The organism is Flavobacterium sp. WG21 (assembly GCF_000335775.1).
Classification (GTDB): domain Bacteria; phylum Bacteroidota; class Bacteroidia; order Flavobacteriales; family Flavobacteriaceae; genus Flavobacterium; species Flavobacterium tructae.
In genome coordinates, this window is the sequence record NZ_AMYW01000047.1 from 1 (window position 1) to 21,584 (window position 21,584).

12 protein-coding genes and 1 pseudogene are annotated in these 21,584 nt (G+C 36.2%); all 13 read right to left on the bottom strand.

Annotated elements, in window-relative coordinates:
• Positions 1-2,010: pseudogene (locus C245_RS23385) on the bottom strand (hypothetical protein); the annotation flags it as partial.
• Between the two features lie 302 nt (positions 2,011-2,312).
• Positions 2,313-3,602: a T9SS type A sorting domain-containing protein gene (locus C245_RS0121380; protein WP_017498658.1), complete on the bottom strand. Its 1,290-nt coding sequence runs from the start codon at positions 3,600-3,602 to the stop codon at positions 2,313-2,315.
• A gap of 539 nt (positions 3,603-4,141) precedes the next feature.
• Positions 4,142-6,769: a T9SS type A sorting domain-containing protein gene (locus C245_RS0121385; RefSeq protein ID WP_017498659.1), complete on the bottom strand. Its 2,628-nt coding sequence runs from the start codon at positions 6,767-6,769 to the stop codon at positions 4,142-4,144.
• Between the two features lie 138 nt (positions 6,770-6,907).
• Positions 6,908-8,686 (bottom strand): 30S ribosomal protein S1, encoded by a 1,779-nt coding sequence (gene rpsA, locus C245_RS0121390; protein WP_017498660.1) that lies wholly within the window; start codon positions 8,684-8,686, stop codon positions 6,908-6,910.
• Between the two features lie 515 nt (positions 8,687-9,201).
• The gene (locus C245_RS0121400; protein WP_157495923.1) at positions 9,202-9,873 is read right to left on the bottom strand and encodes a hypothetical protein; all 672 of its coding nucleotides are present in this window, start codon (positions 9,871-9,873) and stop codon (positions 9,202-9,204) included.
• A gap of 417 nt (positions 9,874-10,290) precedes the next feature.
• Entirely contained in the window at positions 10,291-10,713 is a 423-nt protein-coding gene (locus tag C245_RS0121405) for an MgtC/SapB family protein (protein WP_017498662.1), read from the bottom strand.
• A 115-nt stretch (positions 10,714-10,828) separates the two neighbouring features.
• Entirely contained in the window at positions 10,829-12,049 is a 1,221-nt protein-coding gene (locus tag C245_RS0121410; RefSeq protein ID WP_017498663.1) for an ABC transporter permease, read from the bottom strand.
• Complete coding sequence (locus C245_RS0121415) at positions 12,036-12,797, bottom strand: ABC transporter ATP-binding protein (RefSeq protein ID WP_035747104.1); 762 nt, start codon at positions 12,795-12,797, stop codon at positions 12,036-12,038. Before C245_RS0121415 ends, C245_RS0121410 begins: the two co-directional genes overlap by 14 nt.
• A 30-nt stretch (positions 12,798-12,827) precedes the next feature.
• A complete protein-coding gene (locus tag C245_RS0121420) occupies positions 12,828-14,084 on the bottom strand; it encodes an efflux RND transporter periplasmic adaptor subunit (RefSeq protein ID WP_017498665.1) in 1,257 nt (418 codons plus the stop codon).
• Between the two features lie 10 nt (positions 14,085-14,094).
• The gene (locus C245_RS0121425; RefSeq protein ID WP_157495924.1) at positions 14,095-15,435 is read right to left on the bottom strand and encodes a TolC family protein; all 1,341 of its coding nucleotides are present in this window, start codon (positions 15,433-15,435) and stop codon (positions 14,095-14,097) included.
• A 340-nt stretch (positions 15,436-15,775) separates the two neighbouring features.
• The gene (locus C245_RS0121430) at positions 15,776-17,725 is read right to left on the bottom strand and encodes an OmpA family protein (protein WP_017498667.1); all 1,950 of its coding nucleotides are present in this window, start codon (positions 17,723-17,725) and stop codon (positions 15,776-15,778) included.
• Between the two features lie 2 nt (positions 17,726-17,727).
• Positions 17,728-18,636: a type IX secretion system membrane protein PorP/SprF gene (locus tag C245_RS0121435; protein WP_017498668.1), complete on the bottom strand. Its 909-nt coding sequence runs from the start codon at positions 18,634-18,636 to the stop codon at positions 17,728-17,730.
• Positions 18,637-18,697: 61 nt separating this feature from the next.
• The coding region (locus C245_RS0121440) for a gliding motility-associated C-terminal domain-containing protein (protein ID WP_017498669.1) at positions 18,698-21,584 on the bottom strand (2,887 nt) is incomplete at its 5' end.

The window sequence follows — 21,584 nt, forward strand, 5'->3', positions numbered from 1 at the left end:
AGCCAAACGTGTCGGGCTTTCTACATCACCATCTTTTGTAGCTCCATAATAAGTTTTTCCGTCAACTAATGCTGTTGCAGGGTCTACACGATTACCGCCAACCGGGGCGTCGTACCAAACTACATTGGATTCATTCACTTTCAGATCAGCTACTGTAGGGTTTTTCGAATTCAGAAATTCCTGCGTAGGATTAGTTGTCGTTGCTGTTTTTGGATCTTCTTTAAGTTTTATGGTTATTGGCAAACGTGTTGGACTTTCGCAAGTTCCTGTTTTTAGCGAACCATAATATGTTGTCCCGTTTGTCAATATAGTTGTTGAGGGTACAACATTACCTGCTGTCGCCGCATCGAACCAAGTAACACCCCTTTCATTAGTCACCAGACTTGCTACGGTAGCATTGCTACTTTTGTAAAATTCCTGGCTTGCTGTTCCTGTTGGCGTTTGTGGATCGCTGATCGTTACTGTTACCGCCAATCTTATAAAACTCTCGCAACCATTATTATTTAAAACAGAACCATAATAGGTCGTTCCATTGACTAATGCAGTGGTTTGAGCTACAATAGTTCCATCAGTTGCCTTATTGTACCATATCACTCCACTCTCATTGGTTTGTAAACTTGCCACGGTAGCATTTGCAGATTTACAGAATTCCTGTGCAGCTGTTCCTGTTGGCGTTTGTGGATCGCTGATCGTTACTGTAACCGCCAATCGAGTTGTACTCTCACAGCCATTTACGGTTTGTGAAGCATAATAAATCGTTCCATTAGTTAAAGCTGTACTTGATGTTACAACATTACCTCCTATAGCTGCATCGTACCATTTTATAGCGGTTCCTGTGGCTGATAAACTCGCTATTGTAGCATTAGTACTCGCACAAAAGGTTTGTGATGTAATACCCGTTGGTGCCGCTGGATTATTAATGGTTGCTGTAACCGCCAATCGAGTTGTACTCTCACAGCCATTTACGGTTTGTGAAGCATAATAAATCGTTCCGTTAGTTAAAGCTGTACTTGATGTTACAACATTACCTCCTATAGCTGCATCGTACCATTTTATAGCGGTTCCTGTGGCTGATAAACTCGCTACTGTAGCATTAGTACTAGCACAAAAGGTTTGTGATGTAATACCCGTTGGTGCCGCTGGATTATTACTAATAGCTACTGTTACCGCCAAACGTGTTGGACTCACAAAAGATTTTAAAGAATATACAGTATATTCATTATAAAAACTTTCTTCTATTGCTCCATAATAAGTAGTTCCATTTACTAAGGGGGTTGTTGAGGGTACAACATTTCCGCCAGCTGATGCATCGTACCAGACCACGCTTGTTTCATTGGTTACCAAATTGGCCACCGTAGGATTACTATCTGCGCAAAACGACTGTGAAGTACTTCCCGTTGGCGCTTGCGGATTAATTAATTTCACCGTTACTGCAAATCTTGCTGTGCTTTCAGGACAACCATTCCCAGCCTTGCTAGAGACATAATAGGTTTTATTGTTTTCTAAAAGAGTCGTTCTCGCCAATACGTTTCCTCCGGTAGCCGCATCGTACCATATCTCATTTATATAGCCCCCATCTACCCAAACCCTTAAACTTCCTACAGTAGGAGAAGAAGAACCCAAAAAATACTGTGTTGACTTACCTGTGGGCGGTTTTGTATCACTATCTTTTGTAATTGTTACGATACCCATCGGATGAGTTTCAAGACCACTCTTCGCCTGTGCAGTCCTATCATAATAATAAGTCTCATAACTGCATCGGTAAGAACCTACCCCAGCCCAAAACTGCCACTCATACATACTATTAGTCATAGTGGAAAAGTCTCCATTTTCGTTTTGTTTCTCTACAATATAATTAACCGTCATATTCTTATCGGCTGGTACAATCTGAGGAAATTCAATAGACCCAGCCCCTTTACAATCAGCATTAATAACTACAAGCTGACTGTGCCCTTTTAAAGACAACAAGCACAACAAAACAATAATCATTTTAAGTAATGTACTTTTCATTTTTCTCTGCATTTTAAATTTTTCATAATTTTTCCTTTTCTAATAAGTTAAAAAAAACACTCTTTTATTGTAAGAATATTACGTAAATATAGTTGGAGAAAAAACTTCTTTGCGCTACTTGTAATAACTGGTAAAAACACTGTAATAAATGGTTTTTTAAGGTTTTATTTACATAATTACTGTCGAAAAAAAATTATAAGTTCCCATACAAAAGTTCTCGACTCCGCTCGAACTGACCAAACCTATGAAACAAAAAAAAGTCCCACATTGCTGTGGGACTTCTTCTTAATTATATTGATTTTTTAATTTTTGATGAACTTAAAACCTGAATTTCCTTTGTTTGATTTCACTTTTATAAAATAACTCCCCGTTGTAAGCCTTGAAACATCAACGGTCGAAACTGATTTCGCATTTGGAACCGCTATTACCAACTGGCCAAAAATATCATAAACTTCTAACGATTGTATTTCTGCTTCTTGTTTCGTTTTAATAGTCAAAACATCTGACACGGGATTTGGATAAAGAACAAAATAATTGGAAAACTCAAAATCCTGAATTCCCAGGGTTTTCATACTAACTGTTACCGCCAAACGGGCCGGACTCTCACACGTACTCACTTTTAAAGCCCCATAATAAATACTTCCATCGGTTAACACTGTTTTATAATCTATAAGTTTACCGTCAACCGAAGCGTCGTACCAAACTACATCTGATTCGTTAGTTTTCAAATCAGCCACTTTAGAATTCGCCGCTTTCAAAAATTCTTGTGTTGCAGCTCCCGTTGGTGTTTGCGGATCGCTTAAACTTACCGTCACTGCCAAACGTTTTGAACTCTCACAAGTTCCAAATTTTGAAGACCCATAATAAATTTTATTGTTTTCTAAAGGAGTCGAGGAGGTAATAACATTTCCATCAACAGCTGCATCATACCAAATTACATCATGTTCATTGGTCACTAAACTTGCTATTGTAGCTTTGCTAGCTTTACAAAACACCTGTACTGCAGCGCCTACTGGCGTTTTAGGAACTCCTATATTAACCTCTACTTGAAATCGTGTAGTGCTCTCGCAAGTACCTACCCTTAAAGCGCCCCAAAACAGAGCCACAATACCATCATAATCTTCTGATAATTCTACAGGTAACATCGTTGTTTGTGGAATTACTCTTCCGCCGGTTGGCGCATCGTACCAAATAACTCCCGGTTCATTGGTCACCAAACTAGCCATTGTAGGATTGTTGGCAGCGCAAAATTTCTGCACAAGGGGACCCGTTGGGGGTGGAATTGGAATATTAGTTACTACTAATGTACCTCCAAAGAATTCAGTCATAGATGAAGCGGATGATCTTCTAAAACCATAATTATAACTACCAGCAGGAAGCCCCGTAAAAATAGGACTTGGCTGATAAGTTTTAGGAATATTTTTAGATTCTATCCAATAATCAATAGTTTCTCCTGGTTGTGCTTCAACTGTCGAAAGCGTAATTCCTCCACTTGGTACTCCACAATCTGAAGGTGTACTTGTCTGACTATACCCTGCTAATGGCGATAAGCACAATAAACTAATAAATAAATTAAATAATGTATTCTTCATTTTTCTCTGGCTTTTGTTTTAAAAATTTTTACTGATTTTGCATTAATTCTTCTGACAGATAGTTAAGATATAAAGCAGGAAAGCTGAAAGTAGATGATATAAAAACACCTCTCGAAACCAATCTTTAACAAGAATATTACTCAAAAATAGCTTCAATATGGTCATTCATAATCTATTGTGTTATAAGTGGTATAATGCTGTAACAAGTGGTCATTATAAATTTTAATAATCCTCGTTTAAATTGAAAAAACTCTTTTGTAAATTCATCCAATTACTTCCTTCATAACCTTAGAAACTTTTTAGTTTTTAGATAAAAAAAGCAGGCTCGAAAGTTGAAGATCAGGCAAAATCCACAGCTATATCTAATACGAATATAAAATTGCAGCCAATATGAATATTATAAAACATTTGATCGTAAAACACGATCACGACTATTCCCGAGTCGAAATAATACAGAATTCAGAAAAAATGAACTTCACTTTAAAACAAAAAAAAGTCCCACATTGCTGTGGGACTTCTTCTTAATTATATTGATTTTTTTAATTTTTGATGAACTTAAAACCTGAATTTCCTTTGTTTGATTTTACTTTTATAAAATAACTCCCCGTTGTAAGCCTTGAAACATCAACGGTAGAAGCTGATTTCGCATTTGGAACCGCTATTACCAATTGTCCTAGAATATCGTAAACCGTTAATGACTGTATCTCTATATCCTGATTCGTATTAATGTTTAAAACATCAACCGCAGGGTTTGGAAATACTGTAAAATAAGCAGCAAAATCGAAATCCTCTGTTCCTAAGGTTATATTTTTAAAGGTAGAAGTTGCTTTATTGGTTAAAATCGGAAAATTATAATCAAAATAAATATTAGCATCGTTTTCAAATGTGTCTCCTACTTTTAGGGTTGGTTTTGTTTTGATTTTAAACGCTACATAACCGTCATTATTGGCATCATCAAAGGGAAGATTGATACCTTCAAAAATAAATTCTACCTTATTCCCTTCTGAAATTTTAGTTACGAATGTGTGACTTGAACTTGTTGGTACTAAAGTCGCAATATCAAATTTTGTCAGATCGATCATGTCTTTTACTACAATGTTTTCTGCAGCAAATGTTCCGGTATTTTCAAAACGAATCAGATAATGCACATACTCTCCTATTAAACTAGGAGTGATGACGGAACCTTCTAAACACGTTTTGTCGTTTGGATCAAGCGACCCCAATACCGTTTGATTTAAGTAAAAGATATTATCTAACGGTGTTTTATCTATTTTTTCGGAATCAATTGATGCAACAAATTTTAAAATATCGCCATTGTTTACCGAAGGAACATCTGTCGGCCTGTTAGTAATCAAAGTAAATACAATTTCTCTGCTTTCAAATGGCTTTAAATCGACAAAACTCCATTCTAAATTATTTACAGATTTGGTGTTAAAAGAAGGATTTGAAGAAAGACATTCTAAAACTGCGTCATCAAAAGTCAATTTAATCAAGCCTGACTGCGTCATTGTTCCCTTATTGTTGTACACTAATTTATATTTTGCCTTAAATCCAGGTCTTGCAGCCTCTACAGGAATAAGAGCGATCTCTAAATCAGGATGAGAACCATTTGCGGTAATGCAAAAATTTTGAACAACAGAACTACTTGCTTCTTTCGAAAAAAGGGTATTAATACTTGTTGGGGTTACCTTATAATAATCCGGATTTTCCAGCTGTGGTGTAATTGTGTAATTCCCTGCTCCTACAGCTATAGAATAAGAACCTAAATTATTAGAAATCAACTCTCCGTTAGTCGTACTGCTTTTTACGGAAAATTTTAAATCCGGAAAAATAATACCTCCTGTACCACAGGCATTAGCATTTTCATCATACTTACTTGTTCCGCTTACGGTATAAAAATCACCTCCGGGAACAAAAGAACAATAACTGTTCACATTACAATTTGTATATCCAAGCTTATTTACTAAGTCCTGAATTGTTTTTAGTTTAAAATCATCGGTACAGATGTATCTCAGATTTGGGCATTTGGTGATATCTGCATACAGCTGTTTATCAGGAGATCCGTTTTTCAGAGATAAACTCACTAAATCGGGATTGGTATCAAGACTCAAGCTTGTCAGTTTCTTAAATTGACTGATATCTACCGAAATCAATTTATTATTATACAAAACCAAAACGACAAGATTTGGGCAATTTGTTATATCCACTTCCTGAAGTAGATTATTCTCAGCCTGAAGCGAAGCAAATTTTGGCAAATCTGTTAACTTTAACGCAGTTAACTGATTGCCTGCTGCGCCTAAAAATTCGAGTTTTGATAATTTACTCAAATCTAACGAATTGATTTTATTATAATTTAAGCTTAATGATTCCAGATTCTCTAATCCGGTAGATTGAAATGAAGTCAATTGATTGACATAACAATATAAAGTTTTTAGCTTAGGTAAATTTCCAAATTTTATTGTTTCTAATTTATTATAGGAACAATCAAGCGCTTCCAGATTTACCAGATTACTCACGTCTAAAGATGTCAGAAGGTTTTCTTCACAATTTACAGAGGTAAGACTTACTAAACCGTTAAGGTTTAAAGAGCTAAGTTTCGTTTCGTCACAGGCCAAGGTTTTTAGATTAGTCAATCCGCTTATATCCACTGCATAAAGCGGATTTTTTCCACAATTAACCTCTTTAAGTTTAGTTGAAGAGGTTAAATCCAAACCATTTATGGAATTATAGGAACAATTTAAACTAAGAAGTTCGGTCTGATTCCCTGTAAACAAAGCATTGATTCTATTATTATTACAAATTAGAGTTTCGAGTTTTGTTAAAGGAGCGATATTCAAACTCGAAATTTTGTGTTTGTCGCAGATTAATGTTCTAAGATTAGTAAATTTAGAAATTCCGTCTAATGATAGAATAAATCCATTGGCGCCATCACCGTGAACATCTATGTAGCTCACCTGCAAAGCTTCGCTCTCCTGTATTTCGCCATCATTATTCGCATCAATTTTTAATGGCTTTCCCTCTAAATCTTTAAAAACTCCAATGTTGTTAATTATACCCGGAGTTCTAAGGAGCATATCCTTGAAACGTTTGTCGGGAATATTCACATTTTGCGCTTTCAAAGCATTAAAAAAACATAAAGCAAGAACTAAAAAGTAGAGTTTCTTCATAGGTGGTATTTTCATACAAAAATAAGTTTTCAAACCTATAACACAACTTTTTCTGTTAAAATTTATTCTTTCAAAAATACCGGAACAAAAAAAAGTCCCACATTACTGTGGGACTTTCTATTTAGAGAAAACTAAGAATTATTTTTTCTCTGTTTTTTCCATTTTAGCTTTTAAAGCAGCTAATACATCATTGTTATCTCCTAAAGTTGCTGCTGGTGCATTTGTAGTAGATGCAGATGAAGTATTTTCAGTTGCAGCTTTCACGTTTTTCTCTTCTTCTTCACGGAAGATAGCAGTGTGAGAAGCTACTACTCTTTTGAATTCTTTGTTGAATTCGATTACTTTGAAATCAGCAGTATCACCTTTTTTCAATTTCTTTCCGTCTTCTTTTTCAAGGTGACGAGTTGGAATAAAAGCAACGATATCATCTCCGAATTCTACAGTAGCTCCTTTGTCAACGATTTCAGAAATTTCACCATTGTGGATAGTTCCTACAGCGAAAGAATCTTCGTATTGATCCCAAGGATTAGCAGTAGTTTGTTTGTGACCTAAAGATAATTTACGTCCTTCAACATCTAATTCTAATACAACTACATCAAGTTTCTCACCAACATTTACAAATTCAGATGGGTGTTTGATTTTCTTAGTCCAAGAAAGGTCAGAAATGTAGATTAATCCATCAATTCCTTCTTCTAATTCTACGAAAATACCAAAGTTTGTAAAGTTTCTAACGATACCTGTATGTTTAGAACCTACTGGGTATTTAGAAGTAATGTCAGTCCATGGATCTTGAGTCAATTGTTTGATACCTAATGACATCTTACGATCGTCTCTGTCTAAAGTTAAGATAACTGCTTCAACAACATCTCCAACTTTCACGAAGTCCTGAGCAGAACGCAAGTGAGTAGACCATGACATTTCAGAAACGTGGATTAAACCTTCAACACCTTCAGCAACTTCGATGAAAGCACCGTAATCAGCGATTACAACTACTTTACCTTTTACTTTATCACCAATTGTTAAGTTAGCATCTAAAGCATCCCATGGGTGAGCGTTTAATTGTTTCAATCCTAATTGAATTCTTGTTTTCTCATCATCGAAATCAAGGATTACAACGTTTAATTTTTGGTCTAATTCAAGAACTTCACTTGGGTGGTTGATTCTGCTCCAAGAAAGGTCAGTAATGTGAATTAATCCGTCAACACCACCTAAGTCAATGAACACACCATAAGAAGTAATGTTTTTAACAACACCTTCTAATACTTGTCCTTTTTGTAATTGACCGATGATTTCTTTTTTCTGTACTTCGATATCAGCCTCGATAAGTGCTTTATGAGATACAACAACGTTTTTGAATTCGTGGTTAATTTTTACCACTTTGAATTCCATCATTTTGTTTACATATACATCGTAGTCTCTAATTGGCTTAACGTCAATTTGAGATCCAGGTAAGAAAGCTTCAATACCAAAAACGTCAACGATCATACCACCTTTAGTTCTGCATTTTACAAAACCATTAACGATTTCACCTGTTTCGTTTGCAGCAATAACTCTATCCCATGATTTAATAGTACGAGCTTTTCTGTGAGATAATACTAATTGACCTGTTTTGTCCTCACGGATGTCGATTAATACTTCTACTTTGTCACCTACTTTTAAGTTTGGGTTGTAACGGAATTCGTTTAAAGAAATAACACCTTCCGATTTTGCGTTGATATCAACGATAACGTCTCTATCTGTAATTCTAACAACTACACCTTCTACTACTTCTTCCTGATCTGTAGCGATGAAAGTTTTTGAAACTAGTTCTTCGAATTCTAATAAGTTTTTCTCATCAACTGCATCAATTCCTTCTTGGAAGTTATGCCAGTTAAAATTTGCTAAAAACTCTTCTTGTGATTTTAATTGTTCAGACATGCTGATAAAAAATTTGTATTCTGTTTCTCTCGAGTTTCATAAAGCAGTAGAAAATACAGAAGTTGTTTTACATAAATAGTTGATACCTAAAGGAAACTCTTCTTTGCCAAAAGGACTGCAAAATTAATACATTTATTTGTAATAGCAAAACAAAAGTGTGTTAGATGTAAATTGCAATTGATAATTGATAATTGATAATTGATAATTGATAATTGTTAATTGTTAATTGTTAATTGTTAATTGTTAATTGATAATTGTTAATTGATAATTGTTAATTGATAATTGTTAATTGATAATTGTTAATTGATAATGGTTAATTGATAATGGTTAATTGATAATGGTTAATTGATAATTGTTAATTGTTAATTGTTAATGGTCCTGTCTTTCAGTTTGCATTCACATCTAACATCTAACGTTTCATAGATATACAAATCATTTATAAAAAAATATACCCGACAGGTTTTAAAACCTGTCGGGTATAATATAATTATTAGATTCTTATGAATTGGCTTTACTTAAAATGTTGAGGTTAAATTTGTATTTTGGCTTTTGGCCAGTAGAATATCCAGTTTCAGAACGGTGAGTCTTCCGCTGCTGTCTATAAAATTAAGGGTTTCTTTTCCTGCATTCAATGAAACTGTTTTTGGGTAATTAAAGTTCGGCACTAACTGAGGAAGATTAATCACAACCTTTTCTCCTACACTATTCTTATATTTTAAAACACCGCTTTTGTTTTCAAATACTGCCTCATAAAAGGTTTCGTCGCTTGTTGTCATTGAAAGCCACATCGATCCATTATAAAAGTACACATCTTTTGTAGAATAGTCAAAAAAGAGATCCCCTGCTTTTCCATTATCTTTTGGCAAACCGTTTTCTTCGGTCAGGTTTTTCAAATTGTTCCATTTATTTTCGTACCAATAATAATAACCCGGTAAAATTTGTGTGTTTTTTGCTGTATTAAAAACCAAAATGAATTTGGTATCTCTGCCTACAACCGTAGACTTGTCAAATCTGCTTTTTAATGTTGTTCGTGGTATCATTATTTCTTTACTTTTACAAATTAGATCTAAATGTGATGCTATAACAGACATTTCTTTATGTGTGTCTGTACGGTGTTTTGGGGCACCTGTCTGGCACATTACGACTGCCGGAACTAACCAAATAACACTCCAAATTATCTTCCTCATATTTACTCCATCTTTAAATTCAGATACAAATTTAACACACTCATTTACCGCTAATTACTCATAATTAACAAGCAGCAGTAATAATGTAATAAATAGTACTTTGTTTGGAATAAGTGGTGAGGAGAGGGAGTTTTGAATTATGAATTATGTTCACTGTAAAATGTGAAATGTGAAATGCGAGATGTGATTTCTGGAATGTATATACTGTAGAATTAAGTTGTGTTTACTGTGAAACGTAGGATGTGTAAACTGTAAACTGAGACTGAGACTGAAAACTATAAACTACAAACTATCTCATGTGCTGCCTTTAATCACGAAGTGTGCGAAAATTATCATGAGGTATTACGATCTGGCACATTTCACATTTCACATTTTACAGCTTACATTTTAAATCTAACAAACAGTTAAAATTGGTCTTTATTTTCGATTTCGAAGCCATCTTTCGATTGGTTCGAGAACTGTGTTGACAATTGTAACCAGGAATGTGCAAATTAGCGCTTCTATGAAATAACCTGATGCGGCAATACAGCCAATAGCAGCACTGCACCATATGGTCGCTGCAGAATTCAAACCGTGTACATTGGGCCCTTCCCTAAATATAACTCCAGCGCCTAAAAAACCAACTCCCATAACGACCTGAGCTGTAATACGGGTTACATCGATATTGGGTGCTGTCGCAGCCACTTTAATCGATAATAAAACAAATGCCGCTGCTCCTGTTGCTACCAGCATATTGGTTTTTAAACCGGTTTCTTTGTGGTGCCACTGTCTTTCGAAACCAATAATTAGTCCGGCAAACAGTGCAATTATAAGTCGGGTTAGAAATTCTGTTGTACTCACAGTTTATATCTTTTTATAGTTTAAAATTATTTTTCTGTTGTTAATGACAAGCTCATTTTACTTTGACCTTACCAGTTAAAAAAGTAACACAAATCCTAAATATTAAATTTTATTCTTATTCAAAATGTAAGGCTTCAATTGGATCTAATCTCGATGCTTTTAATGCAGGATAGTATCCGAAAAAAATACCTGTAATAGCACAAACCAAAAAGGAAAGAATTACAGAAGATTCTGAAATTAAAGTGGGCCAATGCAGAAAAAACTGTATCAGCTCAGAAGCAACTATTCCCACTACTATCCCGATTAATCCGCCAGTGAGACTAATTAATATGGCTTCGACTAAAAATTGCAATAGAATATCTTTTCCATTTGCTCCAATTGACATTCGCAGTCCAATTTCTTTGGTTCTCTCGGTTACCGACACGTACATGATGTTCATAATTCCGATACCGCCAATTAATAATGAAATTCCGGAAATTGCCGTTAATAATACGGTCAGTAGCTGGCTTGTAGAGCTAAAAGTATTGATTAATTCAGCCTGTGTTCGTACTGAAAAATCATCTTCGTCTTTGGCTTTCAGTCGATGTGCCGTTCGCATAATTTGTTCGATCTCATCAGTTGCCAACTGAGTCTGACTTTCATCAGCAGTTGAAGCATAAATATTCTGCAAATAAATAGAGTTTGTTATTCTTTTTTGCACGGTGGTAAAGGGCGCAATAATCACATCGTCCTGATCCTGTCCGAATGCATTCTCACCTTTGGATTCGAGGAGACCAATAATTCTGAAAGGAATTTTATTAAAGCGGATTATTTGTCCGATTGGATTTACCCCATAGGGAAAAATGTTATCGGCTACTGTTTGCCCAATGAGACACACTTTATTTGCAGTATGTATATCAGATTCTCTAAAGGCAATTCCTTCTTTTACTGGCCAGTCCCTGATTTTTAGATAATCAACACTAACTCCCTGCATGCTTGTAGGCCAATTTAGTGCGCCATTGATGGCTTGTCCTTTACTGGATACTGCCGGTGAAATTGCATTGAGATGTTTGGATTCTTTTTTAAGGGCTTCTACATCGCTAAGTGTAAGAGTTTGCACACTGGATATGTCTAAACGGGCTCCTGCACTCACATTACTGTTGGGGCGAATTGTAATCATGTTTGATCCCATACTGGACAATTGATCCTGTATGCTTTTTTTGGATCCTTGTCCAATGGCCACCATTGCAATTACGGAAGCCACTCCGATAATAATTCCAAGCATGGTTAGTAATGCTCTAAGTTTATTACGACGCAGTGCTTTTAGGGCGATCAGAAAAAGATTAGCTATTTTCATATTTATAATCTTCGTCTACATGAAAATCTGCCAGCATTTGTTTGGCCGATTTTATGTTTGGATTAGTAAAATCTTTCATGATTCTTCCGTCCCGAAGCATCACGGTTCTGTTGCTAAAGGCTGCTATATCTGGCTCATGAGTTACAAATATTATTGTTTTTCCTTGTGTATTTAATTCCTGAACTAAAGCCATGATTTCATACGAGGTTCTTGTATCTAAATTTCCTGTTGCTTCATCGGCAAGAATCATAACGGGATCATTGACCAGTGCTCTGGCGATCGCTACTCTTTGCTGCTGCCCACCCGAAAGCTGATTGGGAAAATGGTCCAGACGATCTGCCAGTTTTACAGCTTCAAGGGCATGAATTGCTTTTTCTCTTCTCTCTTTTGTAGATACTTTAGAATTGTACAATAATGGAAGTTCTACATTTTCTATTGCGGATGTTCGCGCTAATAAATTATACGATTGAAAGATAAACCCAATTTTGGTATTTCGCAATGCTGCCAATTCATTTTTAGACAATGATTTAACATTCACCTGATCTAATAAATAATTGCCGTCAGTTGGTTTATCCAAACAGCCTAAAATATTGAGCAAGGTTGTTTTTCCGGAACCGCTGCTTCCCATAATGGTTAGAAACTCTCCTTCTATTACATCAAATGAAATTCCTTTTAGCGCTCTGACAATCTCAGCCCCCATCGTGAACTCTCTTGTTAAGTCTTGTATTTCAAGAATTTTTCTTCCCATGATTGTTTGCTTTGTATCCTTACACTATTATTATCTTTTTCCGCCTCCGCCACGTTTTGGTATAAACGGACTGGAATCTGTCGCTTTAGAACTTTTAGATTGTTTCGACGCGTTAACTCCTGTGATAATTTCATCTTGTACCGATAGTCCTTTAATTACCTGTATGTTTATATCGTCGTCCAACCCAATTTTTATGTGTTTGGGTACAATTGAATCTCCTACTCTTTGCCATACGATTGCTTTTTTATGATCGATACTGTCGGGAACTTTAAGATTAGAATTTGTATTTCCTCCTTCTTTATTGCGATACCCTTTACCTCCTTTGTGTTTACCCTGAAAAATATTTCTAATCTTAAACTGTTTTCCTAAAGTCGAATCTGGTTGAAAAGCGATTGCCTTTGCCGAAATGAGTAAAGTGTTTTTTACTTCGTTGGTATAGATAATGATATTGGCCGTCATACCGGGCTTAAGTTTTAAATCGTCATTGGGTGCATTGATTATTGTAGTATAAGTCACGACATTAGACGAAATAGTAGGCTGCAAACGCACTTCGATTACGGTTCCTTTAAACACATCGTCCGGAAAAGCATCTACGGTAAATGTTGCTTTTTCACCAACTTTTACATTGCCCACGTCAGCTTCATCAACAGAGGCCTGAACCTGCATTTTGGTAAGGTCTTTGGCTATACTAAACAATGTTGGTGTGTTCAGGCTGGCAGCTACCGTTTGTCCTTCGCTTACTTTTCGCGATAAAACAGTTCCGTCTATAGGCGAAAAAATGGTTGTAAAAGAAAGGCTTTTCTGTACGGATCTTAGCTGCGCCGCTACACTATTGACATTGTCTTTTGCAACATCATAAAGATTTCTTGCGGTTTCAAAATCGGCCCTGCTAATACCTCCTGCCTTGTATAATTCGTTTTGTCTGTTAAAATTAGATTGCTGGTAACTCAAATTATTCTTTGCTACCTGTAAATTGGCTGTAATTTGCTGTACCTGGGCAAGAAGCAATGACTGATCAATCTGTGCCAACAACTGTCCTTTTTTTACTACGGAATTAAAATCGACAAATACTTTTTGTATGGTACCCGAAACCTGAGTTCCTACTGCAACAGTATCTACGGGCTGTATTTTTCCGGTTGCCGTTACACTGGTGGCAATATCTCCATAATGAGGTTTTTCGGTAATTAACTCGACATTATTTCCTTCTTTATGAAAAACAAAGTATCCTATACATCCTATCAGTAATGCTCCAATGATGCTTATGATGATTAATTTACTTTTTCTCATTTTACTCTTTTTATAGTTTGATTGGATCTCCTTTATAGAAATCGTATATTTTTAGACTCACGACCGCATTGTACTTTGCTTGTATAAAATTCTGAAAGGCCTGAATGTATAAATTCTTCTGCAACAGATAATCTACAGTACTAATTCCACCTAATCTTAATTGTTCGCTGGCAATTCGGTAATTTTCATTATTTGCATCAAGCTGTTCCTGTGCAGCTGTAAACTGAGATTGTGCATTAAGAACATTGATGTACGCCTGTTCTACTTTTTGTGAAAGTACCGTTTCTGCATTGGTTAAATTAAGTTTTGACTGATCGATCGCGATCTTCGATTTTTCAACTCCGGTTTTCACTATCCGATTTGTAAATACCGGAATCGATAAGGAAAGCCCCAATCGCTGATAAAAATTATTATCGATCTGTGACGGATATGGTGTACTTTGGTTGTCTGAATAACCTGAAGCCAAAGTTCCGCTTGCACTAAGTGTGGGTTTAAAACCTGCTCTGGATTTTAGTAATTCTAAATCTGCCGCTTCTTTTTCTAACTGACTGCTTTTTATTTCAGGTCTTTGTTCTAATGCTATTTTTTGGGCTTGTTCTAAATTCTCCACCGGAAAAGTGGTAACGAGGCTTTCCGGTTTTCGGATATTCAAATTGTAACCTGACGGAAGCTGCAGCAATTGTTTTAGTGTTAAGGTATTCTGACGTTCCAGATTCTGTGCCGAAATTAAATTGTAATTGTCTGTTGCCAATTGTGCTTTCAGCAAAACAAAATCTTTTTTGGCGATACTTCCAGCATTGTATTTTAGCTCTCCCAATTTCAATTGTGCCTTGGAAGTTTCTACAATCTCATTCAGATAAATGCTGTTTTCTTTTGTCAGTAAAATGGTAAGATAAGCTTGTGTGATTTGAATGGTGATGTCGTTCTCAGCGGCTTCGGCGTTAAATTGTGCCGACTTTGTAAGCAGCTCTTTTTGTTTGACATCATTGTTTAAATATCCCCCATTGTACAAAACCATTGATGAAGCTAAAGAATAATTTCCGGCAAAACTGGCCTGGGTTTGAAAACCTCCCACCACTAAATCTGCATTTTTAGCATTGGTAAACGTTTGAGATGCATTACCGGAAAGATTAGGATATCTGGCTGCTTTTGAAAGTAATAAATCCTGCTCTGTACTTTTAGTGGTTAAACGCAAGGTGTTAATTTGAATATTCTGCTGCTTGGAATAAGCGATGCATTGTTCCAGAGTCCATACCGTAGGTAATTGATTTTGCCCAATCGTCTGTGCATAAATGCCCGTACAATGAATCATAAAAATTACCATTAAAGTATTTATCATAAATGACTTCATACCTGAATTTAATTTAAATTAAAAAAAATTGTAATCTGAGTCCTAAATAATAGAATATGCTAAACCTGTTGCGGATTTGGTAAAAGGGGAATTTGGTATGTCATTTATCGTAAAACACTTTAAAACAAATAACTACATCAAATATAACGATTATTTTAACACTTTTGAAAAAGTGAAATCTGTTTTGTCATAAATAAAATATAAATTAATCTGTATAAAAACTTAATACGATTGGATCTTTTTCCAGACTGTACGGCACAAAAAAAAGCTGCAGGATTTACCCTGCAGCTTTTCATAACAATTTAATTAACTCAACTTTATTAAAAAAGCTAACTCTTTATTACATCGAAACAATAATGAACTCACTTCTTCGATTTGCCTGATGTTCTTCTGTAGTACATTTTACGCCATCAGCACATTTATTCAGTAATTGTGTTTCTCCGTATCCTTTTCCGGTTATACGATCAACAGCTATTCCTTTTTTAACCAACCATGCCACTGTTGCTTTAGCCCTTCTGTCGGATAGTTTTTCATTGTACGCATGTGTTTGTCTGCTGTCTGTGTGCGAGCGAACATCAATTTTCATGCTTGGATTTTGAATCATCACCTGACGGATTTTTTCTAACTCAATGGCGGCCTCTTTTCGAACAATCGATTTACCTAAATCGAAGTAAATCATTTTTATGTGTAAAATTTTCGCCAAATCGTCACCCACAATCAATTTTTCAATCGTTTTTTCGACTACTTTTTGAGGCGTTTTTTTCAAAGGCAGTGTCAAACTTGTTTTATCGATCGCTTTAGGCAATTCATTAGTATCATAATCTTGTCTTGCAGCGCGAACAAAGTATTCTTTATTGCAATTTACTTTAAAACTATACTTCCCATCGGCTTTGGTTGTTACCTCACCTATTATCTGAAGCTGATTGTCCAATAAATTCACTTTTGCGTTCTCTAATACCAAATTTGTTTCGGCATCTATAACAATTCCTGATAAGATCTCCTCACAAGGTAATTTTCTGGTTTCCGAAAAACGGTAAACATCATCGTAACCATGTCCTCCATCTCTATTTGAGGAGAAAAAACCGGTTCTGCTTTTACTGTCTATTATAAAACCAAAATCATCCACTTTTGTATTTATAGGAGCTCCAACATTCTGAACTTCGCTAAAAGTCAAATCATTTTTAATAGTCGAAACATACACATCAAGTCCTCCTAATCCCGGACGTCCGTCGCTTGCAAAATACAATTCATTGTCTCCTGATATAAAAGGAAAAGTTTCTCTTCCCTCAGTATTAATTGCGGCTCCCAGGTTTTCAGGTTTACCAAAACTGCCATCCGTATTAATCGTCACACTATACAAATCTGATTGTCCAAAAGTACCCGGCATGTCTGAAGCAAAGTATAACTTTTTTTCATCTACACTTAATGTCGGATGTGCCACACTGTATTGATCACTGTTAAAAGGCAATTCAACAATATTCGTCCATTTACCTTTTATGTAACTTGCCTTATACAATTTTAACAAAGTGACCTTTTTGTCGTCTGTCCCTTTTGTACCGTTTAGAAAATTGTTTCTGGTAAAATACATCGTTAATCCGTCTTTTGTAAAAACGGGAGTCGATTCATTAAATTTTGAATTGATTTTATTCTCAAAACGTTTCGGAATTCCAACACTGCCATCGGCGTTTAATTCTGCCGAATAAAGATTTGTAAACGATTTATTGGTCCATTTAAATTTTGCTTTGGCAACTCCGCCCGTGTCTCTGGCAGACGCAAATACCAATTTATTATCTAAAAAAGAACTTCCATAATCTGAGTATCTTGAATTAATTCCGGCATCGGCTATTTCAAATCTCCCTGAATTGTTTTTTATCTGCTCTAAATAATTTTTATTCTTTTCAAATAACAATCCTCTTTTATCAGTACTTGCTTTTTGGTTGAAAAGCTCTAATATTTTATCGGCTTTGGTATAATTTCCAGTTGCTTTTAGGGTTTGAGCATATCGGTAATAATACTCAAATTCCTGTTGATCATTCATTCCGAAAAGAGCTTTGTACCATTTTAATGCTCTCACCAACTCGCCATTAAAATAATAGGCGTTACCCAATCGTTGGAGCATTTTTTCCTCTTTATATCCTTTTTCTGCTACCTTTTCGTAAGTAGCAATTGCATCTATGTAAGCATACTGATTGTAATTTTTATCAGCTTTGTCTAAACCTGACTTTTGTGCCATTCCACTAAAAAAAACGGAAGACAGAAAGACCGTATATGCTATTTTTTTTATTTTCATAATTAGAAGAATCTAGGTGAAGTTATTCGGCTGTAATTTTTTAAGAATTCAAAACGCAGAAATATCTCATGCGACCCTGAGTTGTAGTTTACTAATCGGGTTGTTTCGCGATCATAGGAATACCCTAAATACATGCTATCGGTTATCTGAAATCCTGCCAAAGCACTAAAAGAGGCGCTCCATCTGTAAGCTACTCCGATCACAAATTTATCGTTGAACATAAAATTTGCCGATGCATCTACTTGTAATGGTGAACCTTCTACCATTTTAGTCATTAAAGCCGGTTTGAATTTTATCGTTTCATAACGATTTAGATTAAATACATAACCAGCTATGAAATAATAGTTAATACGGTCTTTATAGATGGAATAATCGTTATCGTCATAGCGGGTAGTTTGAATAAAATTAGGAACAGATAATCCCACATAAGCTTTATCCGTATGCCAGTAAACTCCGGCTCCGATATTTGGAGCGAATTTATTCTGAAAATCCTGAAACTGGGTATCTCCCTGATGTTCGGGATTTAACTTTGTAGGATCCAGCTTAAATATATTGGCAGAACCTTTAATACCAAAAGAAAGTTTCGCGGTTGCTGATGTTTGTATGGAGTAAGAGAAATCAGCTGATATATTGTTTTCATTTGTTGGTCCGATTTTATCATTGACTAACGATATTCCTAATCCTACATTATTGTTTATTGGTGTGTTTAACGAAAAACTGCTGGTTTCGGGTGCGCCATCCAATCCAACCCACTGGGTGCGATACAATCCGAAAATACTCATAGCTCCGCGAGAACCGGCATAAGCAGGATTTATATTGATGGTATTATACATGTATTGTGTAAACTGCGCATCTTGCTGAGCAAAACCTGCAGTAGAACAAAACAATAAAACTAAAACTAATTTTTTCATTTATTTTATTTTTAAATAATGGCTTAGCCTATTGACTAAGCCATTTTATTAGTACAGAATATTATTTGGTCAGGTATAAATACCCCGCCTCCTGATGTGGATTGGATTGGTTGTCTTTATATTTAATGATATAATAATAAGTTCCTTCCGGTAATCCATCTGAATCTTTAATTGTAACACGTCCTTCAGAAATACCTCTAAAAACAATATCATTATTATTGTAATGATCACGATCAAAAACCAAAACTCCCCAACGGTTAAAAATCTGAACCGTATTGTCAGGATAACATTCTAATCCCTGGATATAAAATCTCTCGTTCTTACTGTCTCCATTTATAGAAACCGCGTTGTATACTTTAATTACACAACCTTGTAGCGATAAAACAGTTGGTTTATCCCCCAATACACTACTATCATCTGATTTGTCTTTTACTTCAATATGATCAGGACTTGTTCCAAAAACTTCGGCTTGATTCGATATACTTCCCGAATTAGTATCAGCTTGTACGATCGAATAAGTTCCTGTAAAAGAAGTACTATCCTCTTCTCCCACAGCTAAATTTATTGGGCCTCCGGTCATGGTAATTCCAGTTAACGGGTCTACTATATAAACATTAGTCAACGCTACATTTCCTGTATTGGTTGCTGTAAAATTATACGTAATGGTTTCCCCTACTTTTGCATTACCGTCACCATCTTCATCATTGAAATGTGCCGTTTTCACTAAAGCAATACTTGGTCTTGATACAAATAGGATTACCGTTGCAGCATCACAATTTGAAAGATTTGATTTTTCACAAATACTGTACGTTAATGTATAGGTACCTCCCGGTGTATTAGCCGGAACACTTATTGTTCCTGTGGCAGTGTCAATTACCGGAACTGCTGCTCCTGATGTTTTTGGAACTGCCGGTGTTGTCACTTTTAAATCAACCAGACTAATCACAACTGGTACGCCATTTAAAGTATCCGAATTTGGATTACCAGCTAGTACATTCCCTGCATTTGGTGTTCCTGTTATTCCATTTACGTTTGGAATATTATCATCATTTGCAATTATTGATGTCCCTGCAATTGCCGTTACTTTGATTTCATCTGAAACCGTCGCACAAGTTACCGGAGTTAGTTTGTCGCATAACTGATAAACTACATTATAAGTTCCCGGTGTGGTTCCTGCCGCAACACTTACTTTTCCGGTTAACGGATCTAAAGTAATTCCTGTTGGCCATGTTCCTGATACTGCTACTGTAGCATTTCCTGTTGTTCCTAATATTGCCGGAACTCCATTTACTTTATCGTTGCTTGCAATGTTTGTGAAAACAGTTCCTCCTGTTGACGCAATAGTTCCATTTTCGAATATTGGCTCTACCACTGGAGTTACTTTGATTTCATCTGAAACCGTCGCACAAGTTGCCGGAGTTAATTTGTCACATAACTCATACACTACATTATAAGTTCCCGGTGCGGTTCCTGCCGCAACACTTACTTTTCCGGTTAACGGATCTAAAGTAATTCCTGTTGGCCATGTTCCTGACACTGCTACTGCAGCATTTCCTGTAGTTCCTAATACTGCCGGAACTCCATTTACTTTATCGTTGCTTGCAATATTTGTGAAAACAGTTCCTCCTGTTGATGCAATAGTTCCATTTTCGAATATTGGCTCTACCACTGGAGTTACTTTGATTTCATCCGAAACAGTCGCACAAGTTACCGGACTTAGTTTGTCACATAACTCATACACTACATTATAAGTTCCCGGTGTGGTTCCTGCCGCAACACTTACTTTTCCGGTTAACGGATCTAAAGTAATTCCTGTTGGCCATGTTCCTGATACCGCAACTGTAGCATTTCCTGTAGTTCCTAATACTGCCGGAACTCCATTTACTTTATCGTTACTTGCAATATTTGTGAAAACAGTTCCTCCTGTTGATGCAATAGTTCCATTTTCGAATATTGGTTCAACTGTTGCTGTTACTGTAATTTTTGCTTCAGCCTGATCACACATTGGTGTACCGGCTGCTGCCATTGCTTTTGAACATATACTATAAATTACAGTATATACCCCTGGTGCAGTACCAGTATTAACTTTAATAGTGCCATCGGTATTTAATGTCATTCCTGTCGGTAAATAAACCGCACTTAAATTCACGTCTGAAGCGACTATAGATGTACCATGTAATTTGTCATTCAACAATACAGAAACCGTGGTACCTCCGTTCAATCCATTAACTACTAATGGAATCTCATCTATCGCATCAATAAAACTTACTACTGTACAGGTTGAACAAGTAGGATCTATCGGCCTGCAAGTCGAACAAATTGGACTTGGATCGGTTGACTTAGCTGTTACCGGAGATCCTGTTGGAGGAGTTCCTGTAACTGTAGCCACGTTGTCTACCTGACCGTTATTCATATCAGCCAAAGTAACGGTGTGAACTGCCGTGAAACTAGACGAGTCTGTTGCTCCGGGAGCTAAACTCGCTAAACTTCCGCTTACCACCGCGTTAGCATCACTAATGGTTACTGGAGCAAGAGTTACGTTACCTGTGTTGGTAACTGTAAAAGTATAGTCAATTCTATCACCAACGTTTACAATACCGTCGGCATTAGCATCTACGTAAGTTGCCTTTTTGCTTACCGTTACTTTTGGTGAAGACGTTAATGGAACTACGGTACAACTTGGACATGCAGCCGGATCTTTTGGTGGACAAGTCGAACAAATTGGACTTGGATCGGTTGACTTAGCTGTTACTGGAGATCCTGTTGGAGGAGTTCCTGTAACTGTAGCCACGTTGTCTACCTGACCGTTATTCATATCAGCCAGTGTAATGGTGTGAACTGCCGTGAAACTAGACGAGTCTATTGCTCCTGGAGCTAAACTCGCTAAACTTCCACTTACCACTGCATTAGCATCACTAATCGTTACCGGAGCCAAGGTTACGTTTCCT